The following is a 24330-nucleotide window of genomic DNA, read 5'->3' on the forward strand; positions in this document are numbered from 1 at the left end:
GATCAGCCCTGCTCGAACCAGTCATCGATGAAGCGCTGGTAGATTTGGGTCAGCGTCTCGAGGTCGGCCAGTGCGACGCGCTCGTCGACCATGTGCATGGTCTTGCCGACCAGGCCGAACTCGACCACCGGGCAATAGTCCTTGATGAAACGCGCATCCGAGGTTCCGCCCGAGGTGGACAGCGCCGGCTCCTTGCCGACCGTCGCCTTGATCGAGCCGCGCAGCGTCTCGATCAGCTTGTCGTCGCGCGTCAGGAAGACATGGCTCGGCCGGTCGCGCCAGATCAGCTCGTAGTCGACCGGCGTCTTGCCGGTCCGGTATTTCTTGCGCTTCGCCGCCTGGTCGAGGCGGTTATGGATCTCGGCCTGCACCGTCTCGGCAGTCCATGTGTCGTTGAAGCGGATGTTGAAGGTGGCTGTCGCCTTGGCCGGAATAACATTGGTCGCCGGGTTGCCGACATCGATCGAGGTCACTTCCAGATTGGTCGGCTGAAAATCCTTCGTGCCCTTGTCGAAGACGGGCGACAGCAAGGCGTCGACCAGGCTGATCAGGCCGCGCACCGGATTGTCGGCGAGCAATGGATAGGCGACATGGCCCTGGCGGCCGTTGACCGTGACACTGCCCGACATCGAGCCACGCCGGCCGATCTTGATCATGTCGCCGAGCGTGTCCGGATTGGTCGGCTCGCCAACGATCGCGGCGTCCCATCTCTCGCCCTTGGCCGCCGCCCAGTCGAGCAGTTTTGTCGTCCCGTTGATCGCCGGCCCCTCCTCGTCGCCGGTAATCAGCAGCGAGACCGAGCCTTTCGGACCACCCTTTTTCTCGACATGGCGCGCCACGGCGGCGATGAAACAGGCGATGCCGCCCTTCATGTCGACGGCGCCGCGGCCATACATCTCGCCCCTGGCGATCTCGGCGGCGAAGGGCGGATGCGTCCACGACGCCTCGTCGCCCGCCGGCACCACGTCGGTATGGCCGGCAAACATCAGATGCGGCCCGTTGCCGGAGCGACGCGCGTAGAGGTTCTCGATGTCGGGGGTGCCGTCTTCGGAAAACACAGGGCGTTCGACGGAAAAGCCGAGCGGCTTCAGCATGCCTTCCAGGGCAGCCAGCGCGCCGCCCTCGGCGGGCGTTACGGAGGCGCAGCGTATGAGGGTCGCGAGGTTGGCGGCGGGATCGGTCGGCAGTTTCATGGGCAAAGCGATAGTCGAAAGCGAAAGGCCTGTCACGGCCAGAGATGATGACCGATCCTGCCGCCGACATTATGGTTTTCCTGTCGTATAGTGCAGGCCAACACGAGATAATCGCATGGCCAACGCCGAAAAGACCATCGTCATTGCCGGCGCCGGCAGCATCGGCTGCTATGTCGGCGGTTGCCTGGCGCTGGCCGGACGCAAGGTGGTGTTTTTGGCGCGGCCGGGCATCGCGACAGCCTTGCTGGACGGTGGCCTGCGCATCACCGATCTCGATGGTCGCGACCGATCCATCCGGCCGGAGTCCGTCACCACCGATCCCGCCGCTGCCCTCGCCAGTGCCGACGTGGTGCTGGTGACGGTCAAGAACGGCGCTACCGAGGAGATGGCGTCGCTTGTTGCCGGACATGCGCGCGGCGATGTCGTGGTGGTCAGCCTGCAGAACGGCGTCGGCAATGCCGACCGGTTACGCGCCGGGCTCGGTGGACGGACTGTGCTCGCCGGCATGGTGCCGTTCAATGTCGTCCAGTCGGCCATAGGCAATTTGCCGCTTCACGTGCATCGCGCCAGCGACGGCAAGGTCATGATCGAAGATGGCGTGACCGGCCTTGCCGGCCTTCTCGATGTCGAAGGGCTTGGCGTGGAAACCCATCCCGACATGAAAGCCGTTCAGTGGGGCAAGCTGCTGATCAACCTCAACAACGCGCTTGTCGCCTTGTCCGGCCTGCCGCTGGCGAGCGAACTTGCCGACCGCCGCTGGCGGCGAATCCTGGCCGGTCAGATCGACGAGGCCCTGGCGGCGATGAAGGCGTTACATATCGCGCCGGCACGAATCGGCGGCTTGCATCCCGTCCTGCTGCCGAAACTGCTCCGGCTGCCGGACTGGCTGTTCCGGCTGGTCGCCCGCCGCATGCTCGCCATCGACCCGCAGGCGCGCTCGTCGATGTGGGACGACCTCCAGCGTGGTCGGCCGACCGAGATCGGTGACCTGCAGGGGGCCGTCCTGAACCTCGCCGAAAAGGCCGGCACGCCGGCGCCTCTGCTGAAGCGGGTCACCGTGCTGGTGCGGCAGGCCGAGCGGGAAAAGCGCGGCTCACCCGGGCTGACGCCGGAAGCCGTCACTGGATAGTCTACTTGCCGCGAGCCTCGGGCCTTGGCCCGCATAGCCCGAAAACAGGCGCGTGGGCCCCGCGTCACAGCTTTGGTGCGCGCCTCGGAGCCGGCGCTTTGCTCGCCGGGCCTGGCGCCGGCACGGGCTGCGCCGCCGGGTGGTTCTCGATCAGCGTGATCTTCTGCCAGATCTTGCGCGACAGGTTGGACGCCAGGTTCTCGACGTCGTTGACGCCGTCGATGACCACATCGTCATTGACGGACTGCGCAAACAGCGCCGCGATCTTGCCGGTGATCGACAGCATTTCCGAGCAATAGTCGAGGTAGCGCGCCAGGTCGGCGGCATTGGTGATGCGAGCCGGCGAATGCGCGGTCGGCCTGAAATTGGCGGACAATGCTGCCGGATCCTTGGTCAGCTGGTGCATGTCGATGACATGGATCAGCGATCTCAACCCATGCAGCTGGCGAAACACCCGCTTGCGCTTGATGCGCTCCTCGGTGCGGATCAGCGCCAGCAGGCCGAGCACGGCAAGGATCATCATGTTGATCGTGGCTTCGATGCCTTGCACTGACTGCACCGCATCGTCGGCCTGCGAGATATGGATGAGCGGCAGGATGGTGCCGACGAATAGGAAGATCAGCGCGCCGGCGGCAACAGCGGCGACGATGGCGCCGCGCAGCCACCAGATCGGCGCTTCCAGCGCCTGCGCCGCCTTGGCCAGGTCGCGCGACAGCGACACCAGTTCGGCGGCGACGCCGCGCAGGCCGGCATCGGGAAAACGCTCGGCGACGCGCTCTTCCAGCCGCTCGGCGGTGTCGATGATCAGTTTCGGATCAAGCGTGCGGTAGCGCATGGCGAGATATCCGGTCGGCGCTCATGGTTCAGCCGGCGCGTTGCTGCGTTTGCCGTAGCGGTTCGGACCGGGGTCACCGCGGAAACACGCTAGAACGATGAGAAGAATGGGGCCGATGATAAGAGAGATCAACGCGTAATAAGTCGGCTTGCCGAAATCATGAAACCGCTTTGCGGTTACCGCAAAGCTCGACCATGTCGAGATCAGCAAAACGACCCAGAACACAAGTGCCCAGTTCTGGCTGGTTGCGGTGCCTGGTTCCAGTCTCGACAACTGGTAGAGCGGGAAAAACTGTGCAAGCACCAGCAGCAGCCCGGCGAGCACGTAGGCACTTGGGCTGACGCGCCCTGAGAGGCTGAAGAAAAGCCAGGGAAGTGGTGGTGTGGTGGGCAATCTGGAGCGCTCTGGTTGCTCGGACAGGATCAATCACGCAGCAGTTCGTTGATCGAGGTTTTCGACCGGGTCTTGGCATCGACGCGCTTGACGATGACGGCGCAGTAGAGGCCAGGGCCCGGCTCGTTGTTCGGAAAGGCCTTGCCCGGCATCGAGCCGGCGACGACGACCGAATTCGGCGGCACCTCGCCATAAAACACTTCGCCGGTGGCGCGGTCGACGATCTTGGTCGACTGGCCGATGAACACACCCATTCCGAGCACCGAGCCTTCGCGCACGATGCAGCCCTCGACCACTTCGGAGCGCGCGCCGATGAAGCAATTGTCCTCGATGATGGTCGGGCCGGCCTGCATCGGCTCCAGCACCCCGCCGATGCCGACGCCGCCCGAGAGGTGCACATTCTTGCCGATCTGGGCGCAGGAGCCGACCGAGGCCCAGGTGTCGACCATGGTGCCGCTGTCAACATAGGCGCCGACATTGACGAAGGACGGCATCAGCACCGCGCCCGGCGCGACATAGGCAGAACGGCGCACGATCGAAGACGGCACGGCGCGGAAGCCTGCCTTCTCGAAGTCGACCGCGCTCCAGCCGTCGAACTTCGACGCCACCTTGTCCCACCAGACCGCCTGGCCGGGGCCGCCCTTGATGATCTCCATCGGATAGAGCCGGAAGGAGAGCAGCACCGCCTTCTTCAGCCACTGGTTGACATGCCATTTGCCATCCGGCTGGCGCTCGGCGACCCGCACGGTGCCACGGTCGAGCAGGTCGAGTGAGGACTGGATGGCGTCGCGCGTTTCGCCACGGGTCGCGGTCGAAATCGTGTCGCGCTCCTCGAAGGCCTTCTCGATGGTCTTTTCGAGGCTGGCCAGATCAGGCTTCGACATGAATTCGCTCCGTTACCACGCTGTTAAGGCCGTCGGCCTTAACCTTGTTTTGAAAGTCGCGCGGACCCTATGTTAAGGCGTATTGGGGGTCAATCACGCGTGCGCCATGGGACGGCGCAAGTGAACTGTTGGGACGGGTAGAAAGCATATGACTCCTATGGAAAAGGCGGGATGGACGCCGCTGCCGCATTCGGACGAGGATCTGGAGCGCTCGAAAAGCGTTCCCGACACGCCGCAGACGCGCGCCGAAACCTACCGGCTGGCCTGGAACGATCCCGACTTCATGACGCGCCGGGAATTGCGCGCTGTGCGCTTGCAGCTTGAGCTCTTGAAGCCCGAAATGATCCTGGCCGAGCGCGGCATCCGCTCGACGGTCATCCTGTTCGGCGGCGCGCGTATTCCCGAGCCCGGCGGCGAGGCCTGGGCCGCCAAGAACGAGACGCAGAAGAAAAACCTCGAGGAAAACAGCAAATACTACGAGGAGGCGCGCAAATTCGCCCGCCTCTGCTCACAGCAATCGGCCACGTCCTACTACCGCGAATTCGTCGTCGTCACTGGTGGCGGCCCAGGCGTGATGGAGGCGGGAAATCGCGGCGCCGACGATGTCGGCGCGCCGTCGATCGGCCTCAACATCGTCCTGCCACACGAGCAGGCGCCGAACGCCTATGTGACCCCGGAGCTGTGCTTCAACTTCCACTATTTCGCCATCCGCAAGATGCATTTCGTCATGCGCGCCAAGGCCGTCGCGGTGTTTCCGGGCGGCTTCGGCACCATGGACGAATTCTTCGAGACGCTGACGCTGATCCAGACCGGCCGCATGGAGCGCGTGCCGGTGATCCTGTTCGGCAAGGCGTTCTGGCAGCGCGCGATCGACCTCGATTTCCTGGCCGAACAAGGCACCATCACGCCCGGCGACCAGGATATCATCGACTTTGTCGACACCGCCGACGAGGCCTGGGGGATCATCAGCCGCTTCTACAAGTTGGGGGAGTAGGGGAACCGGGAATTGAGGAACTGAAGAATTGAGGAAAAGGAGGTCCGGATCGGTCTTCCTTTCACCAGTTCTTCCTTTCACCAGTTCTTCAATTCTTCAGCTCCTCAATTCCTCCACCCCCTCCACTATCCCCGTCAGAAACGTCGCCAGATCGTCGGTGACGAAATCGACGTCGTCCTCATTGGCCGGATCGCGTTCCCAGATTTCAGCAAAGGTAGGCTCGAAATTGCGCGGCACCACCAGCACCGTGGTCATGCCCAGTGATTTCGGCACCTCGAGGTTGCGGGCGAGATCCTCGAACATCACCGCATTGTGTCCGGTGACGGCGTGCAGTTCGGCAAACTTCTCATAGGTCTGCCGCGACGGCTTCGGCGTCAGCCCGGCGGCGACGATATCGAAAATGTCGTCGAAATGGTCGAGTATGCCGAGCTGACGCGCGGTGCGCTCGGCGTGCCTGCGGTCGCCGTTGGTGAAGATGAACTTGCGGCCGGGCAGCTGGCGGATGGCGGTGCCCAGCACCGGATCCGGCACCAGCCACGAATAGTCGATATCATGCACCTTTTCGAGAAAGTCGTCGGGGTCGATGCCGTGACGCGTCATCAGCCCGTTCAGCGTCGTGCCATATTCGAGATAGAGTTCCTTCTGCAGCTTGCGCGCTTCCTCGCGCGGCAGCGTGAGCAGTTCTCCGACATAGGCCGTCATCTTGACGTCGATCTGCGAAAACAGATTCGAATGGTGCGGATAAAGCGTGTTGTCGAGGTCGAACACCCAGTCGGTGACATGGGCGAAGCGGGCGGGATCGGGCAGCGTGGTCATGGCGTCCTTATGGCATGAAATATCTGCCGTTCGAACCCCTTTCTGATGTAGAGCTTATCCACAACCTATGTGCATCTAGAGTTGTAAAAATGGGCTCACCATTCAAATTTTAGCCATCACGGAAAGGTGGCCTTCAGGGCTTGCTGGCACAGAGACGGTTCAGTGGGAGCCAGCGATGAGTCGCATAGTCTTAAAGTCCGCCGCGGTCGCATTCGGCTCGGTAGCCATCTCGCTTTTGCTGACGCTGATCATCGTTCCCGCCATGGGTTTTCCGGTCGACCGCACTGTCTGGCTGACATCGACGGTGTGCCCGCTGGCGCTCGCCTGGATCGCCTGCGCCAGCACCTTCTGGCAGAGCGACCGACTGAAAAACGCGCATCGCGATCTCGCCCGCGCGCATGCCCAGCTCGCCGCCGCGCATCGGCGCCTGTCGGCGAAGGCGAGCCGCGACGACATGACCGGCATGCTCAACCGCGAGAGCTTCTTTGCCGCGTTGGACGGCTCGCGGCGCAAATCCGATCGCGGCGCGCTGCTGATCATCGACGCCGACCATTTCAAGGCGATCAACGACAGTTTCGGCCATCTGACCGGCGATGACGCACTGGTGTTGATCGCCAGCGCCATCGAGCGCGGCGTCCGCAGCGGCGACGTGCTCGGCCGCATTGGCGGTGAGGAGTTCGGCGCCTTCCTGGTCGGCGCTACGGAAGCCGAAGCCCGGCGCGTGGCCGAGCGCATCCGCCGTGAAGTCGAGCTGGTCCGCTTTCGTCCGGTCGACGAGCGCACGGTGCCGCTGACCGTCTCGATCGGCGGCATCACCTGTGCGCAAGATGCCGATGTCTCGGACCTGATGCGCGCCGCCGACCGCCGGCTCTACGAGGCCAAGCACCGCGGCCGCAACTTGTCGATCCTCGACCGGGATATTTCCGAAGCTGCGTGAGGTGTTGGTGGTGGGGCTGTTAACGCTTCGCCGACATTGTTTCCACGCAACTGCGCCGTTTACCGGGTTGTAACTCGTTTACAGGCAAGGCTTGGCACGGGAATGGCATGTCTGGCCGGTACCTGTGCCGTTCAGGGAACGCCATGCGTGGATCGAAGCCCCCATCCAGAGACGTGTCATGAGTTTCTTCATCAGGAAAATATCGCGCCGCACCATCGTGCAGGCGCTGATTGCGATGCCGGCGCTACAGCTTTTTCGCAAGCTGCCTGACAGCGACCGCCCTCCGGCCGATCCCGACGAGATCGTCGTGGTCAATGGCTGGATCCTGAAGCGGAGCGACCTGGCATGATCTTCGACAGCTATGAGGCGTTTCGAGCCTCGGATTTCAAGCCCAAGGTCTGCATTCTCGGCTCCGGGCCTGCCGGCACCACCATCGCCAGAAAGCTCGGCGCCGCCGGCATTCCGGTGGTGATGCTGGAAGCCGGTTCCCGTGAATTCAGCGATGAATCTCAGGATTTCTATCGCGGCTCCACGGTCGGCGATCAATATTTCGATCTCGACATCACCCGGCTGCGCTTCATGGGCGGGTCGTCGAACCACTGGGCCGGCTGGTGCCGCGTGCTCGACAAGCAGGACTTTGAGCCCAAGGCATGGGCGCCGGACACCGGCTGGCCAATCGCCCGGACCGACATCGAGCCCTATCTGTCCGAGGTGCACGACATACTCGAGCTTCCCGACTTCAAGCCCGATGTGCCGATTTCAGACGACATACGCTGGGTGCAGCTGATCAAGAGCCCGGCCGTGCGCTTTGGCGAGAAATTCTCCGACGAGCTCGACAAGAGCAAGAACATAGCGCTCGTGCTCAACACCTATGCCACCGAACTTGCCGGGGACGGCAAACGAGTGACCGGCGCCAGGCTGTGGTCGAACGGCAAGGATGCCGGCGCCTTCAGCGCCGATTATTTCATCGTCTGCGCCGGCGGGCTGGAGAATTCGCGGCTGCTTCTATGGTCGAACCAGCGCTCGAATGGCGGCGTGGTGCCGAACGCCACGGCACTTGGCCGCTACTGGATGGAGCACCCGACCTTCGAGGGCGGCAATGCCATCCTGGCCGATTACAGGGAGTTCGAGGTTGACGCCGTCAACGAGGCGTTCTTCTCGCCGACGCTCGCCGCCATGGAGCGGCTGCAGATCATGAATTTCGGCATACGCCTGATCGAGATGCCCTATGCCGGCGTCAAGAGCCTGATTGCCGACCTCGCCTGCACCGCGCCCGAGGCCGCCGAATGGGTCGCCTACCAGCTCAGCCAAAACCTGCGCTGCGCCGCCCAGCTCTACGTCGCCTGGGAACAGGCGCCGCTGGCCTCGAACCATATCGAATTGTCGAAGACCGATGTCGACCGTGCCGGCGTGCCGCGCATCGAGCTGCACTGGAAGAAGTCGCCGTTGGAGCGCCGCACCATCCTCGAGGGGCTCAAGCTGTTCGGAACGACGTTGATCGAGAAGGACCTCGGCCGCGTCCGCATCATGGACTGGCTGACCAATGGCGAGGACTACCCGACGGATGAGGAACTGGCCGGCCACCATCATATGGGCGGCACGCGCATGGGCACCGATGTCACCAAGAGCGTGGTCGACGCCAACTGCAAGGTGCACGGCATGGACAATCTCTATGTCGGCGGTTCCTCGGTATTCTGCACGTCGGGCGAATGCAACCCGACGACGACGATCACCGCACTTGCCTGCCGGCTAGGCGACCATCTGACCAAAGTAATCACGGTGTGACGAAGTCATCCACGGTGTGACGAAGTCATTACCGTCTGATGTCAAAAAAGCGAACGGCGCGACAGGATTGCTGCCGGCGCTACCCATGCCTTGGTGTCGAAACCCTCGGAAATCAGCGCCAACGAGATCTCCCTCCCCCTTGTGGGGAGGATTAAGGGTGGGGATAGGTGCCGCGCAAACCCTTCAGGATTTGCTAAACCGTCGCTGGATCCAGGGTCGGCTGCCCCTTGCGGCGGGCAACGATCGCCTTGAAATCGGCGGTCCGGAACGCATCGCGCAGCACGTCGAAGGACGGCAGCACGAAATAAGCGCGCTGGAACTTGTCGATCTCGTAACCGGTGCGCATTACCGTTTCGAGGTCGAAGGGCACGTGGTGCGCGTCCGGGCTCGCGACGGCGAACTGCAATTCGGTGAACGACGACATCAGCCCGGCGCCGAAAGCTTTCAGCTTCTGGCCCTCCTCCTGTATCAGCCCGTATTCGGCGGTGTACCAGTAGAGCCGGGTGATCATCTCGTCACCGCCCAGCGCAATCACGCTCTCGGCCTTTTCGCCATACATCTGCATGAAGTCGGCAAACACCGGCTGTGTCAGGATGGGCACATGGCCGAAGAAGTCGTGGAACATGTCGGGTTCGACGATGTAGTCGAGCTCGTCCTTGGTGCGCAGCCAGTTGGTCACCGGAAAGCGCCGGTTGGCGAGATGGTCGAAGAAGGGCGCGGCCGGGATGAGGCCAGGCACGGCGACGATTTCCCAGCCGGTCAGCTTGCGCAGCCTGTCTGAGACCGCGCCGAAATCCGGGATCTTGTCGAGCAGGCCGAGTGCGGCGACGCCATCGAGATAGGAATGGTGCGCCAGCTTCTGCGTCAGCTTGGTCTGCCGGTCGCACAGCGTGCGCCACACCGCCTGTTCGTCGGCGCTGTAATCATAGCCCTGCGCCACGGTGAAATCGGAACGGCACACTGAATAGTCGCCACGCAGGCCTTGCGCCGCGCAATCACGGGCATATTCGGCAACGCTCATCGTCGTCATGGTTCTTCTCCCCTGATCGTGACACTTGAATCTGTCCGCAGAGTCTAGCGGCGGCCGGCGAGGCAATTCAGCTTTGATGATGGCTTGGGTCCATGATTTGAGGTAAAAATCACCAAGCAGAAGCTGAAAGAGAGTGAAAATGCCTCAGTTCGACGATTTCGAGATCAAGATGCTGGATGTGCTTCAGCGCGATGGACGCAAGCCCGTGTCCGAACTGGCGCAGGAGATCGGCCTGTCGACGACGCCTTGCGCCCGCCGCTTCGAGGCGCTGCAGGAGGCCGGCATCATCAAGGGCTTTGCCGCCGTGCTCAACCGCCGCGCCGTCGGCCTGATGGTCGAGGTGTTCATCCAGGTGCGGCTCACCAGCCACAGCGACGGTTCGCCCGAAACCTTCATCGCCGCCGTGCAACGCATGGACGAAGTGTCGTCATGCTGGACGATGACCGGCGACCACGATTTCCTGCTGCACGTCATGGTGCCGTCGGTCGACGAACTCAACGCCTTCGTCATGCACCGCCTGATGCGCCTTGCCGGCGTGCGCGACGTTCACACCCAGCTGGTGCTGCAGAACATCAAGGGCCCGGGCCACGTGCCGCTCGCCCACCTCAGGCGGTAGGACACGCACCGCCATTTCTGCGGAAAAGCTGCACGCAAACTGCTGAACGGAGCCCAAATGCGAAACTGAAACGCCGGCTACGCCATGCGGACCGTCGCTCAAAGGTCCGTCATGAACATCGTGCTGATCAATCCGCCGCACACCGCCATCGGCAGCCGCGTGCCCGATGACCATCTGCCACCGCTCGGCCTGCTGGCACTGGGCGGCCCGCTTATCGACGCCGGCCATAAAGTCCGGCTGGTCGATGCCGAATTCGGGCCGATGCCGTTGGAAACTCTGGTGCGCGATGCGCTCAGCGGCCAGCCCGATTGCATCCTGATCGGCCACTCCGGCTCGACCTCGGCGCATCCCACCGCGCTCGCGATCGCCCGCATGGTCAAGGCGCTCGAGCCGGCGACGCTGGTGATCTATGGCGGCGTGTTCCCGACCTATCACTGGCGCGACATATTGGCGGCGAGCGATGTCTTCGACTTCATCGTGCGCGGCGAGGGCGAGGCAACCATCCTTGCCCTGGTCGTGGCACTGGACAATCGCCGGCCGCTGGGCGATGTCGCGGGTATCGCCTATCGCGACGATCTCGGCCGCCCCTTCGCGACGCGGCCGGCCGGGACCACTGCCAATCTGGACGAGTACCGCGTCGGCTGGGAGCTGATCGATCACCGCCGCTACAGCTATTGGGGCGGCAAGCGCGCCGTGGTCATGCAGTTTTCGCGGGGCTGTCCGCATCTGTGCAACTATTGCGGCCAGCGCGGTTTCTGGACCCGCTGGCGGCACCGCGACCCCAAAAAATTTGCGCAGGAGATTGCCTGGCTGCACCGCCAGCACGGCGTCGAACTGATCAACCTCGCCGACGAAAACCCGACCGTATCGAAGAAGGTTTGGCGCGCCTTTCTCGATGCGCTGATCGCCGAGAACGTGCCGGTGCTGATCGTCGGCTCGACCCGGGCCGACGACATCGTGCGCGATGCCGACATCCTGCACCTCTATCGCAAGGCCGGCGTCATCCGCTGGCTGCTCGGCATGGAAAACACCGACCAGCAGACGCTTCAACTGATCCGCAAGGGCGGCAGCACCTCATCCGACCGCGAGGCGATCCGGCTGCTCCGCCAGCATGGCATACTGTCCATGGCGACCTGGGTGGCGGGGTTCGAGGATGAGACCTTTCGCGATCTGTGGCGCGGCTTTCGCCAGCTGCTTGCCTACGACCCCGACCAGATCCAGGCGCTCTATGTCACGCCGCACCGCTGGACGCCGTTCTTCCGCATCGCCAAGGACCGCAAGGTGATCCAGACGGATGCCCGGCTGTGGGACTACAAGCACCAGGTGCTGCAGATGACCCGGCTGAAACCGTGGATGCTGTTCTTCTCGGTCAAGCTGATCGAGGTCGCGGTGCAGTCGCGGCCGAAGGCGCTGGCGCGCATTCTCTTCCACCCCGATCCCGAACAGCGCCATTCGATGCGCTGGTACACCCAAATGGGCCGCCGCGTGTGGTTCCGCGAGGTCTGGGGTTTCCTGGCCCGCGACCGCCGCCTCAAGGATGGTCCGACGCTGGCTGAGTTCTGGGGCGCGCCGCAGGATGCCGATGAGGAATCCATGGTCGTCATGCGCCCGCCGCTCAAGCCGGCCGAAGCGGCTGTCGCGATCTCGGCCGGCACCTGACCGGCTCGCTGCCATTCATAGATACGTACCGTATGCGTATTGACATACGCGGCGTATGTACCCACCTCATGCATACGGGACGTATGTGAGTGCCCCGGACAATGGAGTGAAAATGACCAAACGTGACGCGATCTTTCCTGCCGGCAGGCAGGCTCTCTACGAGATCAATCGCTATTCTGCTGCAATCCGATCGGGCGATCTTTTGTTTGTCTCGGGCCAGGTCGGCAGCCGCGAGGACGGGTCGCCCGAACCTGTCTTCGAAAAGCAGGTCCAGCTTGCCTTCGACAATCTCGCGGCAGTGCTGAAAGCAGCGGGCGCCACGTTCGACGATATAGTCGACGTGACCACCTTCCACACCGATCCGGCAACGCAATGGCCCGTGATCGATGCCGTTCGGCTGAAGGTGTTCGGTGAACCGCCCTACACCAATTGGACGGCGGTCGGCGTCAACTGGTTAGCCGGCTTCGACTTCGAGATAAAGGTCATCGCGCGCCTGCCCCAGCCTGCCTAAGGGCTGGCCAGCCGACCAACTGGCCGCCAAGCCAGTAGCACCTCAGGGCACGATCAGCGTGCCGGCGCCGTGTTCGGTGAACAATTCCAGCAGCACCGCATGCGGCGTCTTGCCGTTGAGGATGACGACGCCTTCGACGCCGCGCTCGATCGCCTCGATGCAGGTCTCGACCTTGGGGATCATGCCGCCCGACACCGTGCCGTCCTTGATCAGCGCCTTGGCTTCGGCCACCGTCAGCTCGTCGATCAGCTTCTTGTTCTTGTCGAGCACGCCGGGCACGTCGGTTAGGAACAAAAGGCGCGTCGCCTGGCAGGCGCCGGCGATGGCGCCGGCGAAGGTGTCGGCATTGATGTTGTAGGTATGGCCGTCGCGGCCGGGCGCCACCGGCGCCAGCACCGGGATCATTTCGGAGCGCGCCAGCAGGTCGAGCAGGGTGCGGTCGACTTCGACCGGTTCGCCCACGAAACCGAGATCGAGCACGCGCTCGATGTTGGAATCCGGGTCGATCATGGTCTTGCGAGCCTTTTCGGCGAACACCATGTTGCCGTCCTTGCCGCACAGGCCGATCGCCCATTCGCCCTCGGCGTTGATCAGCGCGACGATCTCCTTGTTGATCGAACCGGCCAGCACCATCTCGACGATTTCGACCGTCTTCTGATCCGTGACGCGCAGTCCGCCTTCGAACTTGGATTCGATGCCCATCTTGGCCAGCATGGCGCCGATCTGCGGCCCGCCGCCATGGACGACGATCGGGTTGACGCCGGACTGCTTCAGCAGCGCGATGTCACGGGCGAAAGCCTTGCCGAGCTCGATATCGCCCATGGCATGACCGCCATATTTCACCACCACCGTCTTGTGCTCGTAGCGCTGCATATAGGGCAGGGCCCGCGAGAGCAGGGCGGCCTGCATTTCGGCGGTGGCGGTGATCTCCGTCATCGGCATGGTTCCCTGGATGCGGGTAAGGACGGCGGCGTCTTAGCGGGAATTGGCCCAGGCCGCAAACAGCTTTGCTGTCCCGATGATGAAATCTGCCGGATCAGGCCGGCACCTTGAGCGGCGCCCGCCGCGCCAGCCAGCCGGAAATCTTCTCCATCTGCGCAGCGAGCGACAAAAGCGTCTGCTCGTCGCCGGGGCGGCCGACGGCCTGGATGCCGAGCGGCAGGCCGGCATCGGTGACATGGACCGGCAGCGCGATCGACGGCTGGCCGCTGACATTCTGGATCGCCGGCCAGTGGGTGAACCACAGGCTCTGTCCATCAATTGCCGAAACAGGGATCTGATCTCCAAGAGACGGGTCAGATGCAATTTGTCGAGCAGGTTTCGATTAGCTCGTCGGCCCCCTTCGGGTCCATGGCGCGCAGGCAAGCGGCGGATGCGCAATGATCGGGTTGCCTCGGCGCGCGCGATCGCAGCATCGACAAGGTCCGGCGGCGAGATCTCGCCTCTGTGCAACAGCTCTGCCAAGCCGGTCGCATCGTTCTCCCACAGCATCCGTTCGGCCGACATTTCTGTTCCCCTATCTGCGGGAGGCTGACGACAGCCGATTTCCTTGGCAACCGACCGGCGATTACTGGCGATTGGGCGCGGACATCGATTGCGTGGACAACAAGATTTCTGCCTTTGCAAACAAATTGTGATCGCTTAGCTTGTCCGTATGACGCCGCAGGATATCTCCACCCTGATTGTCCGGACCTCGATGAAGGATCGGACTGCGTTCGATCTGCTTTACCGGCAAACCAGTGCGAAACTTTTCGGCGTGTGCCTTCGTGTATTGAAGGATCGCGGAGATGCGGAAGAAGCGCTGCAAGAGGTCTTCGTCAAAGTGTGGACGAAGGCGGATCGTTTCGCTGTTTCCGATCTAAGCCCAATCTCCTGGCTGGTGGCCATAGCACGCAATCATGCGATTGATCGCATCCGGTCGCGACGCAAGCCTGCTGCCGATATCGATGCCGCGCTCGACGTGGCTGACCCCGGTCCCGGGCCAGAGGCTATGGTTGTTGCGGGCGGTGAATCCGAGCGCATCTATCAGTGCCTTGAAGAGTTGGAACAAGACCGGGCGCAAGCCGTTCGGGGTGCGTATTTGAACGGCGAAAGTTACGCCGAGCTCGCGGAACGTCACAAGGTTCCGCTCAACACGATGCGGACATGGCTGCGCCGCAGCCTGTTGAAACTTAGAGAATGTCTGGAAAGATGACCCTGGCAGAAGAAAATGGACCGGAACGTGGAGGCGACGACCTGCTCGCAGCCGAATACGTTCTCGGCGTGCTGCCGGCGGATGAGCGCCAGATAGCCTCCGGACGCATCGACGCGGAGACCGGCTTTGCCCGTCTCGTCGATTCCTGGGAAGTGAACCTCTCGCCGATGGCTGCCGCTTATGCTGAGGTAGAGCCGCCGGCCACCATCAAGCCGGCTATCGATCGCCGGCTGTTCTCCTCCACCGCGGCGTCGACGACGGCCCCGAGCGGCAGCCTGTGGTCCAGCCTTAGCTTCTGGCGCGGCCTCACCGCAGCGGCTCTCGCGGCCCTGGTGCTCTATGTCGCCGTGCCTTACGTCAGGTCGCCGGTCGTCGTGCCGCAGGAGCGCCTCGTCGCCTCGCTGGCTGCCGAAGGCAGCGATGTCAAATACCTTGTCGTCTACGACGCTTCCCGCCGCGATGTCGGCCTGTCGCTGGTTTCGGGCGAACGCGCCGCCGGCAAGGACTTCGAACTGTGGATGATCGAAGGCAAGAATGCGCCGGTCTCGATGGGCGTCATCCCCGCCGGCCAGGTCGCCCATATCCCGGTTACCCCGGCCGTGCAGCAGAAGCTGGCGCAAGGCGCCGTGCTTGCTGTCAGCGTCGAGCCGACGGGCGGTTCGACGACGGGACAGCCGACCGGACCGGTCGTTGCCGCGGGCGACCTGAAGGGCATCTGATAGATCGTAAAACCATGACGTGACAATGAAGACAGCGGAAGTACATCTTCCGCTGTTTTCGTTTTGGATACGCTGCTGGAGATTAGAGGTTCGATCTGGGAGATTAATTCGCCGACAAAATAAAGGAAATTTTTCCCGGCGCGCGGAAACTCAGGCAGTTCTATTTCGTATCTCCTCTGTTCCGAAAGAGGAAACAATAACCCCGAGGAGTTCGAACACTATGCGTAGAATCGCCACCCTTTTGCTCGCCGGTACCATTGCCGTCTCCGCCCTCGCCACAATCGCCTATGCCGAGAATCCGATGGTTGGCGGCGCCGCCATGTACGCCAACAAGAACATCGTCGAGAACGCCGTCAATTCGAAGGATCACACGACACTGGTCGCCGCCGTCAAGGCTGCCGGCCTGATCGAGACGCTGCAGGGCGCCGGCCCGTTCACCGTCTTCGCGCCGACCAATGAGGCCTTCGCCGCGCTTCCGGCTGGCACGGTCGAGTCGCTGCTCAAGCCCGAGAACAAGGACAAGCTCACCAAGATCCTGACCTGCCATGTCATCGGCGCCAAGGCGATGGGCGCCGATGTCGCCTCGATGGCCAAGGCCGATGGCGGCACCCACAAGGTCAAGACGGTCGGCGGCTGCGAGCTGTCGCTCAAGGCCGATGGCGGCAAGGTCACCGTAGCCGACGAGAACGGCAATGTCGCCAATGTCACGATCGCCGATGTCGAGCAGTCGAACGGCGTCATCCACGTCATCGACAAGGTCCTGCTGCCGAAGATGTAACAAAGCCCCTGCCGCCGACGAACAGGCGGTAAGCTCCCTGCAGATTGCGCGGCCCTGCCCCCGTGGGCCGAGCAAACGACCGAGCGCTCCACCCCGTCCGCAACAAGCGCGGAGCCGGTGTGGAGCGTTCGTTTGCAGGGCAACCGTCACCGGCTTTTGATTTTCCAGTGGCGGCCAGATCTGGCAAAACAACCCGCAGGAGGATTTCTGTCATGAACCGTCGCGACTTGCTTTTGAGTGGCGCCGCCGTTGCCGCCTTTGCTGGCACGGTGGCAACGCTGCGCATGGGCGGACCCCAACCCGCCAGAGCTGCCGAAACCTTCGAGGTCACCAAGACCGACGCCGAGTGGCACGCCATCCTGTCGGATGAAGCCTTCAATGTGCTGCGCAAGGAAGGCACCGAATATCCCGGCACCAGCCCGCTGCTGAACGAGCACCGCAAGGGCATTTTCGCCTGCGCCGGTTGCGACCTGCCGGTCTATTCCTCGGAGACCAAGTTCGAGTCCGGCACCGGCTGGCCGAGCTTCTGGCAAGAGATTGCCAACGCCGTCGGCAAGACCGAGGACCGTTCGCTGGGCATGACCCGCACCGAGGTCCATTGCCGCCGCTGCGGCGGCCATCTCGGCCATGTCTTCGACGATGGCCCGGCGCCGACCGGCCTGCGCCATTGCATCAACGGCGTTGCGCTCAGCTTCAAGCCGGCCACTGCCTGATCGTTCGGCGTCTTTTAGCGGGGTGGGGGATTTGGAGCCGGTGTGACGACCGCCTCCTATCTCCTGAAATGGGGCGAAAACAGTCAACTTCAAGAATTGGCAGACGGCTTTTTATGCGTAGATTCCGCAGCCCTTAACGAGAGGGCCAGAACCTATGCAACGAACTGAAGCACGGGCTCGCGACGGCGAGCCCAAATCGAGCGCCAAATCGACCGACGGTGTTGATGCGGACCGGCCGCGAATATCCCATTCCGTGGTGATCGCCGGCGGCGGCCCGACCGGGTTGATGCTGGCCGGCGAGCTTTCCCTGGCCGGCATCGATGTCGCCATCGTCGAGCGGCGCGAGAACCAGGATCTCGCGGGCGCGCGCTCGGGCGGGCTGCATTCGCGCACCATCGAGATCTTCGACCAGCGCGGCATTGCCGATCGGTTCCTGTCGCAAGGCCAGACCGCCCAGGTCGCGGGCTTCGCCGGCGCTTCCCTTGACATCAGCGACTTTCCCACCCGCCATAACTATGGGCTGGCACTGTGGCAAAAGCACATAGAGCGCACCCTTGCTAACTGGGTCGAGGAGCTGGGCGTCACGGTCTACCGTGGCCGCGAGGTGACAGGCTTCGTGCAGGATGGCGGCGGCGTCGATGTCGCACTGAGCGATGGCGGGTCGCTTCGTGCCGATTATCTTGTCGGCTGCGACGGCGGCAGAAGCCTCGTGCGCAAGGCGGCGGGCATCGAGTTCCCCGGTTCCGAGCCGACAACCAGCAATTTGATCGCCGAGATCGAGGTAACGGAAGAGCCGCAATGGGGTATCCACCGCGATGCCATCCGAATTCACGGCGTCAGCAGACTGGAAGACGGTACGGTGCGGGTGCTGGTGACCGAACGCGAGGTCGGGGCCGGTGCGTGCCAACTTTGCGCGATCTCAGCGAGGCGCTCATTGCCGTCTACGGCACCGATTATGGCGTCCACAATCCGACATCGCTGGCCCGCTTCACCGACATGACCCGGCAGGCAGCCGCATACCGCAAGGGGCGGGTGCTGCTGGCAGGCGACGCCGCGCACGTGCATCCACCGGACGGTGGACAGGGGCTGCAGACCGGCGTGCAGGACGCGGTCAATCTGGGCTGGAAACTTGCCCAGGTGGTCAGGAAAACTGCGCCCGAAAGCCTGCTCGACAGCTACCAGGCAGAGCGCCACCCGATTGCCGCGCGTGTGATGAAAAACACCATGGCGTCGGTCGTGCTCCGTCGCGAAGACGAGCGCACCAAGGCGCTGCGCGATACAGTGTCGGAACTTCTCGGCATGGAAGAGCCGCGCAAGCGTTTTGCCGGCATGTTGTCCGGCCTGGACATCCACTACGATCTTGGCGAGGGGCATCCGCTGCTGGGGCGTCGCATGCCGGATCTCGACCTCGTCACCGCTGCCGGTCCGCTGCCGGTTTTCGCCCTGCTGCACGACGCTCGGCCGCTGCTGCTTAATCTTGGTGAGCCCGGCGCTTTTGGTATCGGCCAGTGGGTGGAGCGGATTCAGCTGGTCGACGCCAGCTACGATGGCGCATGGGAGCTTCCGGTGCTGGGGGCAGTCGAAGCCCCACGCGCAGTGCTGGTCCGGCCTGACGGTTATGTGGCCTGGGTCGGCGGCCCTGAAGCAGCCGGGCTAACCGACTCGCTGACCAAATGGTTTGGGCCGCCTCGACCAAGGAGCTTGACAACGATCGATGCTTAAGCGTGACCCCGGAAATCGGGGGTGATTTCCGGGGTCACACATGAGGGCGCCAGGCGGGGGATCCGGCGCGCTCAATGGCCTCCGCCACCGCTGCCCGCGGGCGGCGCCGGCTTGGCGATGACCAGGGTGAAGACCGCCATGGTCGCGAACAGCACGGTCAGCATGGTGAACACGTCCATGAACGACAGCAGCGACGCCTGCTGCTGGACCATGCCCGACAGTTTGGAGATCGCCGCCTTGGTGGCGTCGAAGCCGGGAGTCTGCTGGAAGTCGAGCGTCATGTTCTGCAGCTTGGTCTGCGCCGCCGCACTGCCCCATTCCACATGCTCGGCCAGCCTGGCGTAGTGGAAGGCGCTGCGATCGATCAGCACGGTGTTGATGACGGCAAGGCCGACCGCACCGCCGAGGTTGCGGGTCAGGTTGAACAGGCCCGACGCGTTCTTCAGCCGGTCCGGCGGCAAGGTGCCGAGCGCAATGTTGTTGATCGGCACCATGCACAGCATCATCGAGCTGCCGCGCAGGATCTGCGGGATCAGCAATTCCCAGAAATCCCAGTCGGCGGTCAGATGCGTCATCCACCATGTGCCGGCAGCGAAACCGAACAGCCCGATCATCATCATGATGCGCAAATCCATCTTGCTCGACAGGATGCCGGAAATCGGCGCAGTGACGAACATCGCCAGGCCGCTGACGAACAGGGCTTCGCCGATCATCAAGGAATCGTAGCCGCGGATGCGTCCGAGGAACACCGGGTAGAGATAGGTCAGACCGTACAGGCCGATGCCGATGACGAAGGAGAACAGCGAACCGAAGGCGAAATTGACGTTGGTGAAGGCCCTGAGATCGACGATCGGCTCCTCGGCGGTGAAGGCACGCCAGAAGAACAGCGCCGCACCGACAACCATGATGATGGCGCACATGAACACGGCCTGTTCCTGCAGCCAGTCATGGCTCGGACCTTCCTCGAGCACATATTCCATGCAGCCGAGAAACGCCGCCATGCCGGCAAGGCCCCACCAGTCGAACTTGCTGAACAGGCCGAGATTGGGCTTGTCGAAATCGATCAGGGTCCAGGTCGTGACCGTCACCAGAATGCCTGGAATGACATTGATGAGGAACAGCCAGTGCCACGACATGGCATGGCTGATATAGCCGCCGACGGTCGGGCCGATGGTCGGCGCCAGCGTCGCCACCAGGCCGATCATCGGCGACACCATGGCGCGGCGCGACGGGGGGAAGATGGTGAAGGCGGCGGCGAAAACGCTCGGGATCATGCCGCCGCCGATAAAGCCCTGGATGGCGCGGTAGACGATCATCTGGTCGATGTTGGTGGCGGTCGCGGCCAGCGCGCTGGCCGCCGTGAAGCCGGCCGCGGCGCCTGCAAACAGCACGCGCGTCGACAGCATCCGGCTGAGGAAGCCCGACAGCGGGATCATCACCACTTCGGCGATCAGATAGGCGGTCTGCACCCATGGGATTTCATCGGAACTGGCGCTGAGGCCGGCCTGGATCTCGGCCAGCGAGGCTGAGACGATCTGGATGTCGAGGATCGCCATGAACATGCCGAACACCATCGCCAGGAAGGCGATGAGGCGGCGCGTCGAGATGGTCGTCGGTACCGCCGGCATGGCAGGCACCGGCGCCGCTCCTGCTGTTATGGTTGCGGTTGCCATGGCATTGCTCCCGGCGTTCGCTCAGTTCGCCGCGGCCGGAGCCGTGCGGCTGTCGACGGCGACAACGACGCTCAGGCCGGCGCGCAGCCTGCCTGCCTTCAGCACATCGGCCGGCACGTCGATGCGAACCGGGATGCGCTGCACCACCTTGGTGAAGTTGCCGGTGGCATTTTCCGGCGGCAGCAGCGAGAACACCGCACCCGAAGCCGGCGCCAGCGACGACACCGTGCCTTCGAAATCATGGCCGTCCGTGGCGTCGACCGAGACCCGCACCTTCTCGCCGGGCACCAGCTTGGCCAGCTGCGTCTCCTTGAAGTTGGCAACGATGTAGAGCTTGTCCAGCGGCACCACGACGGCGAGCTTCTGGCCGGGGCTGACGAGGTCGCCCTGCTCGACCGAGCGGTTGCCGACGACGCCGTCATAAGGCGCCTTGAGCACGGTGAAGGACAGATCGCGCGCGGCCTTGTCGCGGTTCAGCCGCAGCGAAGCCAGCGTGCTGGCCGATTCGGCGCGCTGCGCTTCGAACACGCCGATATTGGCCTGTGCGGCTGCAATCTGCGCGTCGGCGCCGACGAGGGCTGCATTGGCCTGGTCGAGAGCGGTCTGGGCATCGTCCAGTTGCGCCTGTGTGCCGACATGCGTCTTGACCAGTTGCGCGGCGCGCTGCTGGGCGCGAGCGGCGTTGTCGGCTGCCGCCTGGTCGGCGACCTTCTGCGCCTGCGCCTGTTGCAGCGAAGCTTGCGCCGCCTTGGTCTGCGCGTCGATACGGTCGAGCGTCTTGGCCAGCGTGGCGATCTGCGCCTCCGCCTGGGCAACGGCTATTCTGTAGTCGCCGTCGTCGATCGTCAGCAGCGGATCGCCGGCCTTGACCTGCTGGTTCTCCGAGACCTTGACTTGATCGACATAGCCGGAAATCTTCGGCGAGACGAACGACATGTCGGCCTGGACATAGGCATCGTCGGTCGAGATCAGGAACCGGCCGTCGGTCCAGTAATTATAGCCATACCAGGCGCCGGCGCTGAGCAGAGCGAGGCCGATGATCGGCAGCATGAACGAGCGAGCCGACCGCTTCTTCTTGGCCGGCACCTCGGCCAAAACTTCGGCGGCAGGCTTGATGGGCGCTTCCGGCGCTTCGATAACCGGCGAGACCTTGGCGTTGGGAAAGGGGCGGACTTCGGCGGTGGTTGGCGTGTTCGAGGACATGATATCTCGCTACCGTAGCTACATAAGGAAAATGTGTTATACTGAACCGTTCGGTTCGATGCGAACGTTGACATAGCGCTAAAGCAGGCCCATATCAAGAGCAATCGAACCGATCGGTTCGAATTATTTCGCGAGGTGTGACTTTAATGGCCGACACGTTACCCGACGTCGAAAATGATCCGTGCGATGTGCTGGATAGTGCGCGTCGCGGCCGCCCGGCGGCGGGCCAGGATCCGGTCAAGCGCAGCCAGATTATCGAGGGCGCGCGGCGCGTGTTCATCGACAAGGGCTTCGAAGCGGCGTCGATGAACGACATTACCCGCGAGGCTGGCGTCTCCAAGGGCACGATCTATGTCTACTTCGCCAACAAGGAAGAGCTGTTCGAGGCGCTGATCGAGGAAGAGCGCGGCACCATCTTCAAGAACATGTACGACATGCTCGACCGCGCCGACGATCTGCGCCAGACGCTGGTGAAGTTCGGCAAGGTGCTGTCGATGAAGATCACCTCGGCCAAGGTCATCCAGGCGCAACGCACCGTGATCGGCGCCTCCGACAGGATACCGGACATGGGCGCGCGGTTTTACGAACGTGGCCCCAAACGCGGCCACGACAAGGTGGTCAAGTTCCTCGATGCAGCCATCGAACGCGGCCTGCTCAAGATCGATGATGTCGATCTTGCCGCCTATCAATTCACCGAACTGTGCCTCGCCGGCCTGTTTCGCCAGTGCATCTTCGCCTACCGCACCACGGCGCCGAGCCAGGATGAAATCGACCACATCGTGCGGTCGGGCGTCAGCCTGTTCCTGAAGTCCTACGGCACTGAAAAGCTTGCCGAGGAAGAAAGCCACCAGATGATCGCGCTCGAGGCGAAGTCCAAGGCAAAGGCCTAGTTAGCCAAAGGTCTTTTTTCGCAACTCCGGACGGAAAACCGCTTCACACTTTTCCCGGAGTTGCTTTTAACCGCCATTGGCCGCCAGCACGATCGCCGCGCGCAGTTCGTCCAGACCCTCGCCCTTTTCCGACGACGTGGCGAGCACGAACGGAAACGCCGCCGGCCGCTTCTTGATCTTCAGTAATGTCTCTTCGATCAGCTGCGGCACGCCGGCGGCCTTGATCTTGTCGGTCTTGGTCAGCACGATCTGGTAGGACACCGCCGCCTTGTCGAGCAGCGACAGCACTTCGTCGTCCTTGGCTTTGATGCCATGGCGGGAATCGATCAGCACATAGACCCGCTTCAGCGTCACGCGGCCCTTGAGATAGTCGAAGACCAGCTTGGTCCAATCGTCCACCTTTTCCTTCGGCGCGCTGGCATAGCCGTAGCCCGGCATGTCGACCAGCGCCATTGGCGGCAGGTCGGTGCCTTCGCCGGAAAACCCGCCCGGCACGAAATAGTTGAGCTCCTGCGTGCGGCCCGGCGTGTTGGAGGTGCGCGCCAGCCCGTTATGGCCGACCAGCGCATTGATCAGCGACGACTTGCCGACATTGGAGCGGCCGGCAAAGGCGATCTCCGGCGGCCCCTCCGGCGGCAGGAACTTCATCGCCGGCACGCCGCGGATGAAGATCCACCCCTTGGTGAACAGGTCGGTGCCGATGACGGTGTTGCCCGGCGCGTTCAAATTGCTGCCTCAAGCCTGGAAATATCGGCGCCTCGGATGGCGTTGAGGTTGCGGCCGATCTTGTCCAACGGCCAATTCCACCACGCCACAGCCAGCAACCGCCGCACCGTCCTGTCGTCGAAACGCATCTTCACCACCTTTGCCGCATTGCCGGCGACGATCGCATAGTCCGGCACGTCATGCGTCACCACCGATTTCGCCGCCACGATGGCGCCATTGCCGACCGACACGCCGGGCATGATCACCGCATCCATGCCGATCCATACATCATTGCCGACCACCGTGTCGCCACGCACTTCCTGCGACCACGTCTTCGGGTCGAAGCCTTGCTCCCAGCCATGGCCGAAAATGTTGAACGGATAGGTGGAAAAGCCGGACATGGCATGGTTGGCGCCGTTCATGATGAAGCGCGCGCCCTCGGCGATGGCGCAGAACTTGCCGATGATCAGCTTGTCGCCGATGAAGGGATAATGATGCAGCACGCATCGCTCGGCGAATTTGTCCGGTCCGTCCGGATCGTCATAATAGGTGAAGTCGCCGATCTCGATATTCGGCGCGGTGACCAGGGGCTTGAGGAAGCCGACGCGGGTGTGCATCGGGATCGGGTGTTTGATGTCTGGGTTGGGTCCGTCCATGGCGAGATCCGTCGAGAGTGGCGCAAATTAAAGCCGCCATTCTAGATGGCGTGATCCGCCCTATAGCACCAATCGCCCGATGAGCGAGCCCTGCTGGGCTTCGATGTTCAGTTCGTGCCGCGGCAGATCACGATCAGGTCGACCGCAGCGCAGTCGCCTAAGGCGCCCTGAAACGAAAAACGGGGCCCTGCGAAGGACAAGCAGGACCCCGTGGTGGCGAAGACGGCTTCAAAAGAATGGCACCTCGCCGTGAGGTGGGGAAGGCAGACCGAGAAAGCCCGTCGCAGCCCGCCGT

25 protein-coding genes and 1 pseudogene are annotated in these 24330 nt (G+C 63.1%); 14 read left to right on the forward strand and 12 right to left on the reverse strand.

Features of this window, described 5'->3' with window-relative positions; genetic code table 11:
* Nucleotides 1-2: 2 nt before the first annotated feature.
* On the reverse strand, nucleotides 3-1193 hold the full coding sequence (dapE, locus tag NKJ64_RS14870; protein WP_023725314.1) for a succinyl-diaminopimelate desuccinylase: 1191 nt from the start codon (nucleotides 1191-1193) through the stop codon (nucleotides 3-5).
* 115 nt (nucleotides 1194-1308) lie between these two features.
* Between dapE and NKJ64_RS14875 the strand changes: the two genes are divergently transcribed.
* Complete coding sequence (locus tag NKJ64_RS14875; protein ID WP_352459998.1) at nucleotides 1309-2322, forward strand: 2-dehydropantoate 2-reductase; 1014 nt, start codon at nucleotides 1309-1311, stop codon at nucleotides 2320-2322.
* 64 nt (nucleotides 2323-2386) lie between these two features.
* On the opposite strand, the gene NKJ64_RS14880 is transcribed toward NKJ64_RS14875, so the two are convergent.
* The 3 genes from NKJ64_RS14880 to dapD are packed head-to-tail and all read right to left on the reverse strand — an operon-like array spanning nucleotide 2387 to nucleotide 4434.
* Entirely contained in the window at nucleotides 2387-3157 is a 771-nt protein-coding gene (locus NKJ64_RS14880) for a hypothetical protein (RefSeq protein ID WP_023673220.1), read from the reverse strand.
* Nucleotides 3158-3178: 21 nt separating this feature from the next.
* Nucleotides 3179-3583, reverse strand: coding sequence for a DUF805 domain-containing protein (locus NKJ64_RS14885; protein ID WP_352462840.1), 405 nt, complete (start codon nucleotides 3581-3583; stop codon nucleotides 3179-3181).
* Nucleotides 3580-4434: a 2,3,4,5-tetrahydropyridine-2,6-dicarboxylate N-succinyltransferase gene (dapD, locus tag NKJ64_RS14890; RefSeq protein ID WP_023696035.1), complete on the reverse strand. Its 855-nt coding sequence runs from the start codon at nucleotides 4432-4434 to the stop codon at nucleotides 3580-3582. Before dapD ends, NKJ64_RS14885 begins: the two co-directional genes overlap by 4 nt.
* Nucleotides 4435-4582: 148 nt before the next feature.
* Here dapD and NKJ64_RS14895 point away from each other — a divergent pair, with 148 nt between their 5' ends.
* Nucleotides 4583-5428, forward strand: a complete 846-nt coding sequence (locus NKJ64_RS14895) for an LOG family protein (RefSeq protein ID WP_023681343.1) — start codon at nucleotides 4583-4585, stop codon at nucleotides 5426-5428.
* Between the two features lie 96 nt (nucleotides 5429-5524).
* On the opposite strand, the gene NKJ64_RS14900 is transcribed toward NKJ64_RS14895, so the two are convergent.
* On the reverse strand, nucleotides 5525-6244 hold the full coding sequence (locus NKJ64_RS14900) for a pyrimidine 5'-nucleotidase (RefSeq protein WP_023687469.1): 720 nt from the start codon (nucleotides 6242-6244) through the stop codon (nucleotides 5525-5527).
* A gap of 175 nt (nucleotides 6245-6419) precedes the next feature.
* On the opposite strand from NKJ64_RS14900, the gene NKJ64_RS14905 reads away from it, so the two are divergent.
* The 3 genes from NKJ64_RS14905 (at nucleotide 6420) to NKJ64_RS14915 (ending at nucleotide 8966) form a co-directional block, all read left to right on the forward strand.
* Complete coding sequence (locus NKJ64_RS14905) at nucleotides 6420-7181, forward strand: GGDEF domain-containing protein (RefSeq protein WP_023681345.1); 762 nt, start codon at nucleotides 6420-6422, stop codon at nucleotides 7179-7181.
* Nucleotides 7182-7359: 178 nt separating this feature from the next.
* Nucleotides 7360-7530 carry a hypothetical protein gene (locus NKJ64_RS14910; RefSeq protein WP_023725316.1) on the forward strand — a complete coding sequence of 57 codons (171 nt, stop codon included), beginning with the start codon at nucleotides 7360-7362 and terminating at the stop codon, nucleotides 7528-7530.
* A complete protein-coding gene (locus NKJ64_RS14915) occupies nucleotides 7527-8966 on the forward strand; it encodes a GMC oxidoreductase (RefSeq protein WP_023744895.1) in 1440 nt (479 codons plus the stop codon). Before NKJ64_RS14910 ends, NKJ64_RS14915 begins: the two co-directional genes overlap by 4 nt.
* Before the next feature lie 193 nt (nucleotides 8967-9159).
* Here NKJ64_RS14915 and phhA read toward each other — a convergent pair whose 3' ends face one another.
* A complete protein-coding gene (phhA, locus tag NKJ64_RS14920; protein ID WP_023687466.1) occupies nucleotides 9160-9996 on the reverse strand; it encodes a phenylalanine 4-monooxygenase in 837 nt (278 codons plus the stop codon).
* A gap of 139 nt (nucleotides 9997-10135) precedes the next feature.
* On the opposite strand from phhA, the gene NKJ64_RS14925 reads away from it, so the two are divergent.
* The 3 genes from NKJ64_RS14925 (at nucleotide 10136) to NKJ64_RS14935 (ending at nucleotide 12782) form a co-directional block, all read left to right on the forward strand.
* Complete coding sequence (locus NKJ64_RS14925; RefSeq protein WP_023687465.1) at nucleotides 10136-10612, forward strand: Lrp/AsnC family transcriptional regulator; 477 nt, start codon at nucleotides 10136-10138, stop codon at nucleotides 10610-10612.
* A gap of 111 nt (nucleotides 10613-10723) precedes the next feature.
* Nucleotides 10724-12271, forward strand: a complete 1548-nt coding sequence (bchE, locus tag NKJ64_RS14930) for a magnesium-protoporphyrin IX monomethyl ester anaerobic oxidative cyclase (protein WP_023703792.1) — start codon at nucleotides 10724-10726, stop codon at nucleotides 12269-12271.
* A 112-nt stretch (nucleotides 12272-12383) separates the two neighbouring features.
* Nucleotides 12384-12782 (forward strand): RidA family protein, encoded by a 399-nt coding sequence (locus NKJ64_RS14935; RefSeq protein WP_023687463.1) that lies wholly within the window; start codon nucleotides 12384-12386, stop codon nucleotides 12780-12782.
* A gap of 42 nt (nucleotides 12783-12824) precedes the next feature.
* Here the strand turns inward: NKJ64_RS14935 and argB are convergent, their stop codons facing one another.
* Nucleotides 12825-13718: an acetylglutamate kinase gene (gene argB / locus NKJ64_RS14940; protein ID WP_013528489.1), complete on the reverse strand. Its 894-nt coding sequence runs from the start codon at nucleotides 13716-13718 to the stop codon at nucleotides 12825-12827.
* Nucleotides 13719-13818: 100 nt separating this feature from the next.
* A complete protein-coding gene (locus tag NKJ64_RS14945) occupies nucleotides 13819-14088 on the reverse strand; it encodes an amidase family protein (protein WP_352462852.1) in 270 nt (89 codons plus the stop codon).
* Nucleotides 14089-14436: 348 nt separating this feature from the next.
* Here NKJ64_RS14945 and NKJ64_RS14950 point away from each other — a divergent pair, with 348 nt between their 5' ends.
* From NKJ64_RS14950 to NKJ64_RS14970, 5 genes and pseudogenes are all read left to right on the forward strand, one after another.
* Nucleotides 14437-14976: a sigma-70 family RNA polymerase sigma factor gene (locus tag NKJ64_RS14950; RefSeq protein WP_023673234.1), complete on the forward strand. Its 540-nt coding sequence runs from the start codon at nucleotides 14437-14439 to the stop codon at nucleotides 14974-14976.
* Entirely contained in the window at nucleotides 14973-15695 is a 723-nt protein-coding gene (locus tag NKJ64_RS14955; RefSeq protein ID WP_023736962.1) for an anti-sigma factor, read from the forward strand. Before NKJ64_RS14950 ends, NKJ64_RS14955 begins: the two co-directional genes overlap by 4 nt.
* A gap of 220 nt (nucleotides 15696-15915) precedes the next feature.
* Entirely contained in the window at nucleotides 15916-16473 is a 558-nt protein-coding gene (locus NKJ64_RS14960; protein ID WP_023752344.1) for a fasciclin domain-containing protein, read from the forward strand.
* Between the two features lie 212 nt (nucleotides 16474-16685).
* Entirely contained in the window at nucleotides 16686-17186 is a 501-nt protein-coding gene (msrB, locus tag NKJ64_RS14965; RefSeq protein ID WP_352462841.1) for a peptide-methionine (R)-S-oxide reductase MsrB, read from the forward strand.
* A gap of 286 nt (nucleotides 17187-17472) precedes the next feature.
* Nucleotides 17473-18908 (forward strand): annotated as a pseudogene (locus NKJ64_RS14970) (FAD-dependent monooxygenase).
* Between the two features lie 71 nt (nucleotides 18909-18979).
* On the opposite strand, the gene NKJ64_RS14975 reads toward NKJ64_RS14970, so the two are convergent.
* Together NKJ64_RS14975 and NKJ64_RS14980 are read right to left on the reverse strand one after the other, a co-directional pair.
* A complete protein-coding gene (locus NKJ64_RS14975; protein ID WP_352462842.1) occupies nucleotides 18980-20581 on the reverse strand; it encodes a DHA2 family efflux MFS transporter permease subunit in 1602 nt (533 codons plus the stop codon).
* Between the two features lie 21 nt (nucleotides 20582-20602).
* Nucleotides 20603-21784, reverse strand: a complete 1182-nt coding sequence (locus NKJ64_RS14980; RefSeq protein ID WP_023687455.1) for an HlyD family secretion protein — start codon at nucleotides 21782-21784, stop codon at nucleotides 20603-20605.
* Nucleotides 21785-21930: 146 nt separating this feature from the next.
* Here NKJ64_RS14980 and NKJ64_RS14985 point away from each other — a divergent pair, with 146 nt between their 5' ends.
* Nucleotides 21931-22674 (forward strand): TetR/AcrR family transcriptional regulator, encoded by a 744-nt coding sequence (locus tag NKJ64_RS14985; RefSeq protein ID WP_352462843.1) that lies wholly within the window; start codon nucleotides 21931-21933, stop codon nucleotides 22672-22674.
* A gap of 66 nt (nucleotides 22675-22740) precedes the next feature.
* Here NKJ64_RS14985 and yihA read toward each other — a convergent pair whose 3' ends face one another.
* Together yihA and NKJ64_RS14995 are read right to left on the reverse strand one after the other, a co-directional pair.
* Nucleotides 22741-23400, reverse strand: coding sequence for a ribosome biogenesis GTP-binding protein YihA/YsxC (gene yihA / locus NKJ64_RS14990; protein WP_352462844.1), 660 nt, complete (start codon nucleotides 23398-23400; stop codon nucleotides 22741-22743).
* Entirely contained in the window at nucleotides 23397-24035 is a 639-nt protein-coding gene (locus NKJ64_RS14995; protein WP_352462845.1) for a CatB-related O-acetyltransferase, read from the reverse strand. The genes yihA and NKJ64_RS14995 overlap by 4 nt, the downstream gene beginning before the upstream one ends.
* Nucleotides 24036-24330: the final 295 nt, after the last annotated feature.

Source organism: Mesorhizobium sp. M0062 (genome assembly GCF_040323125.1).
Classification (GTDB): Bacteria; Pseudomonadota; Alphaproteobacteria; order Rhizobiales; family Rhizobiaceae; genus Mesorhizobium.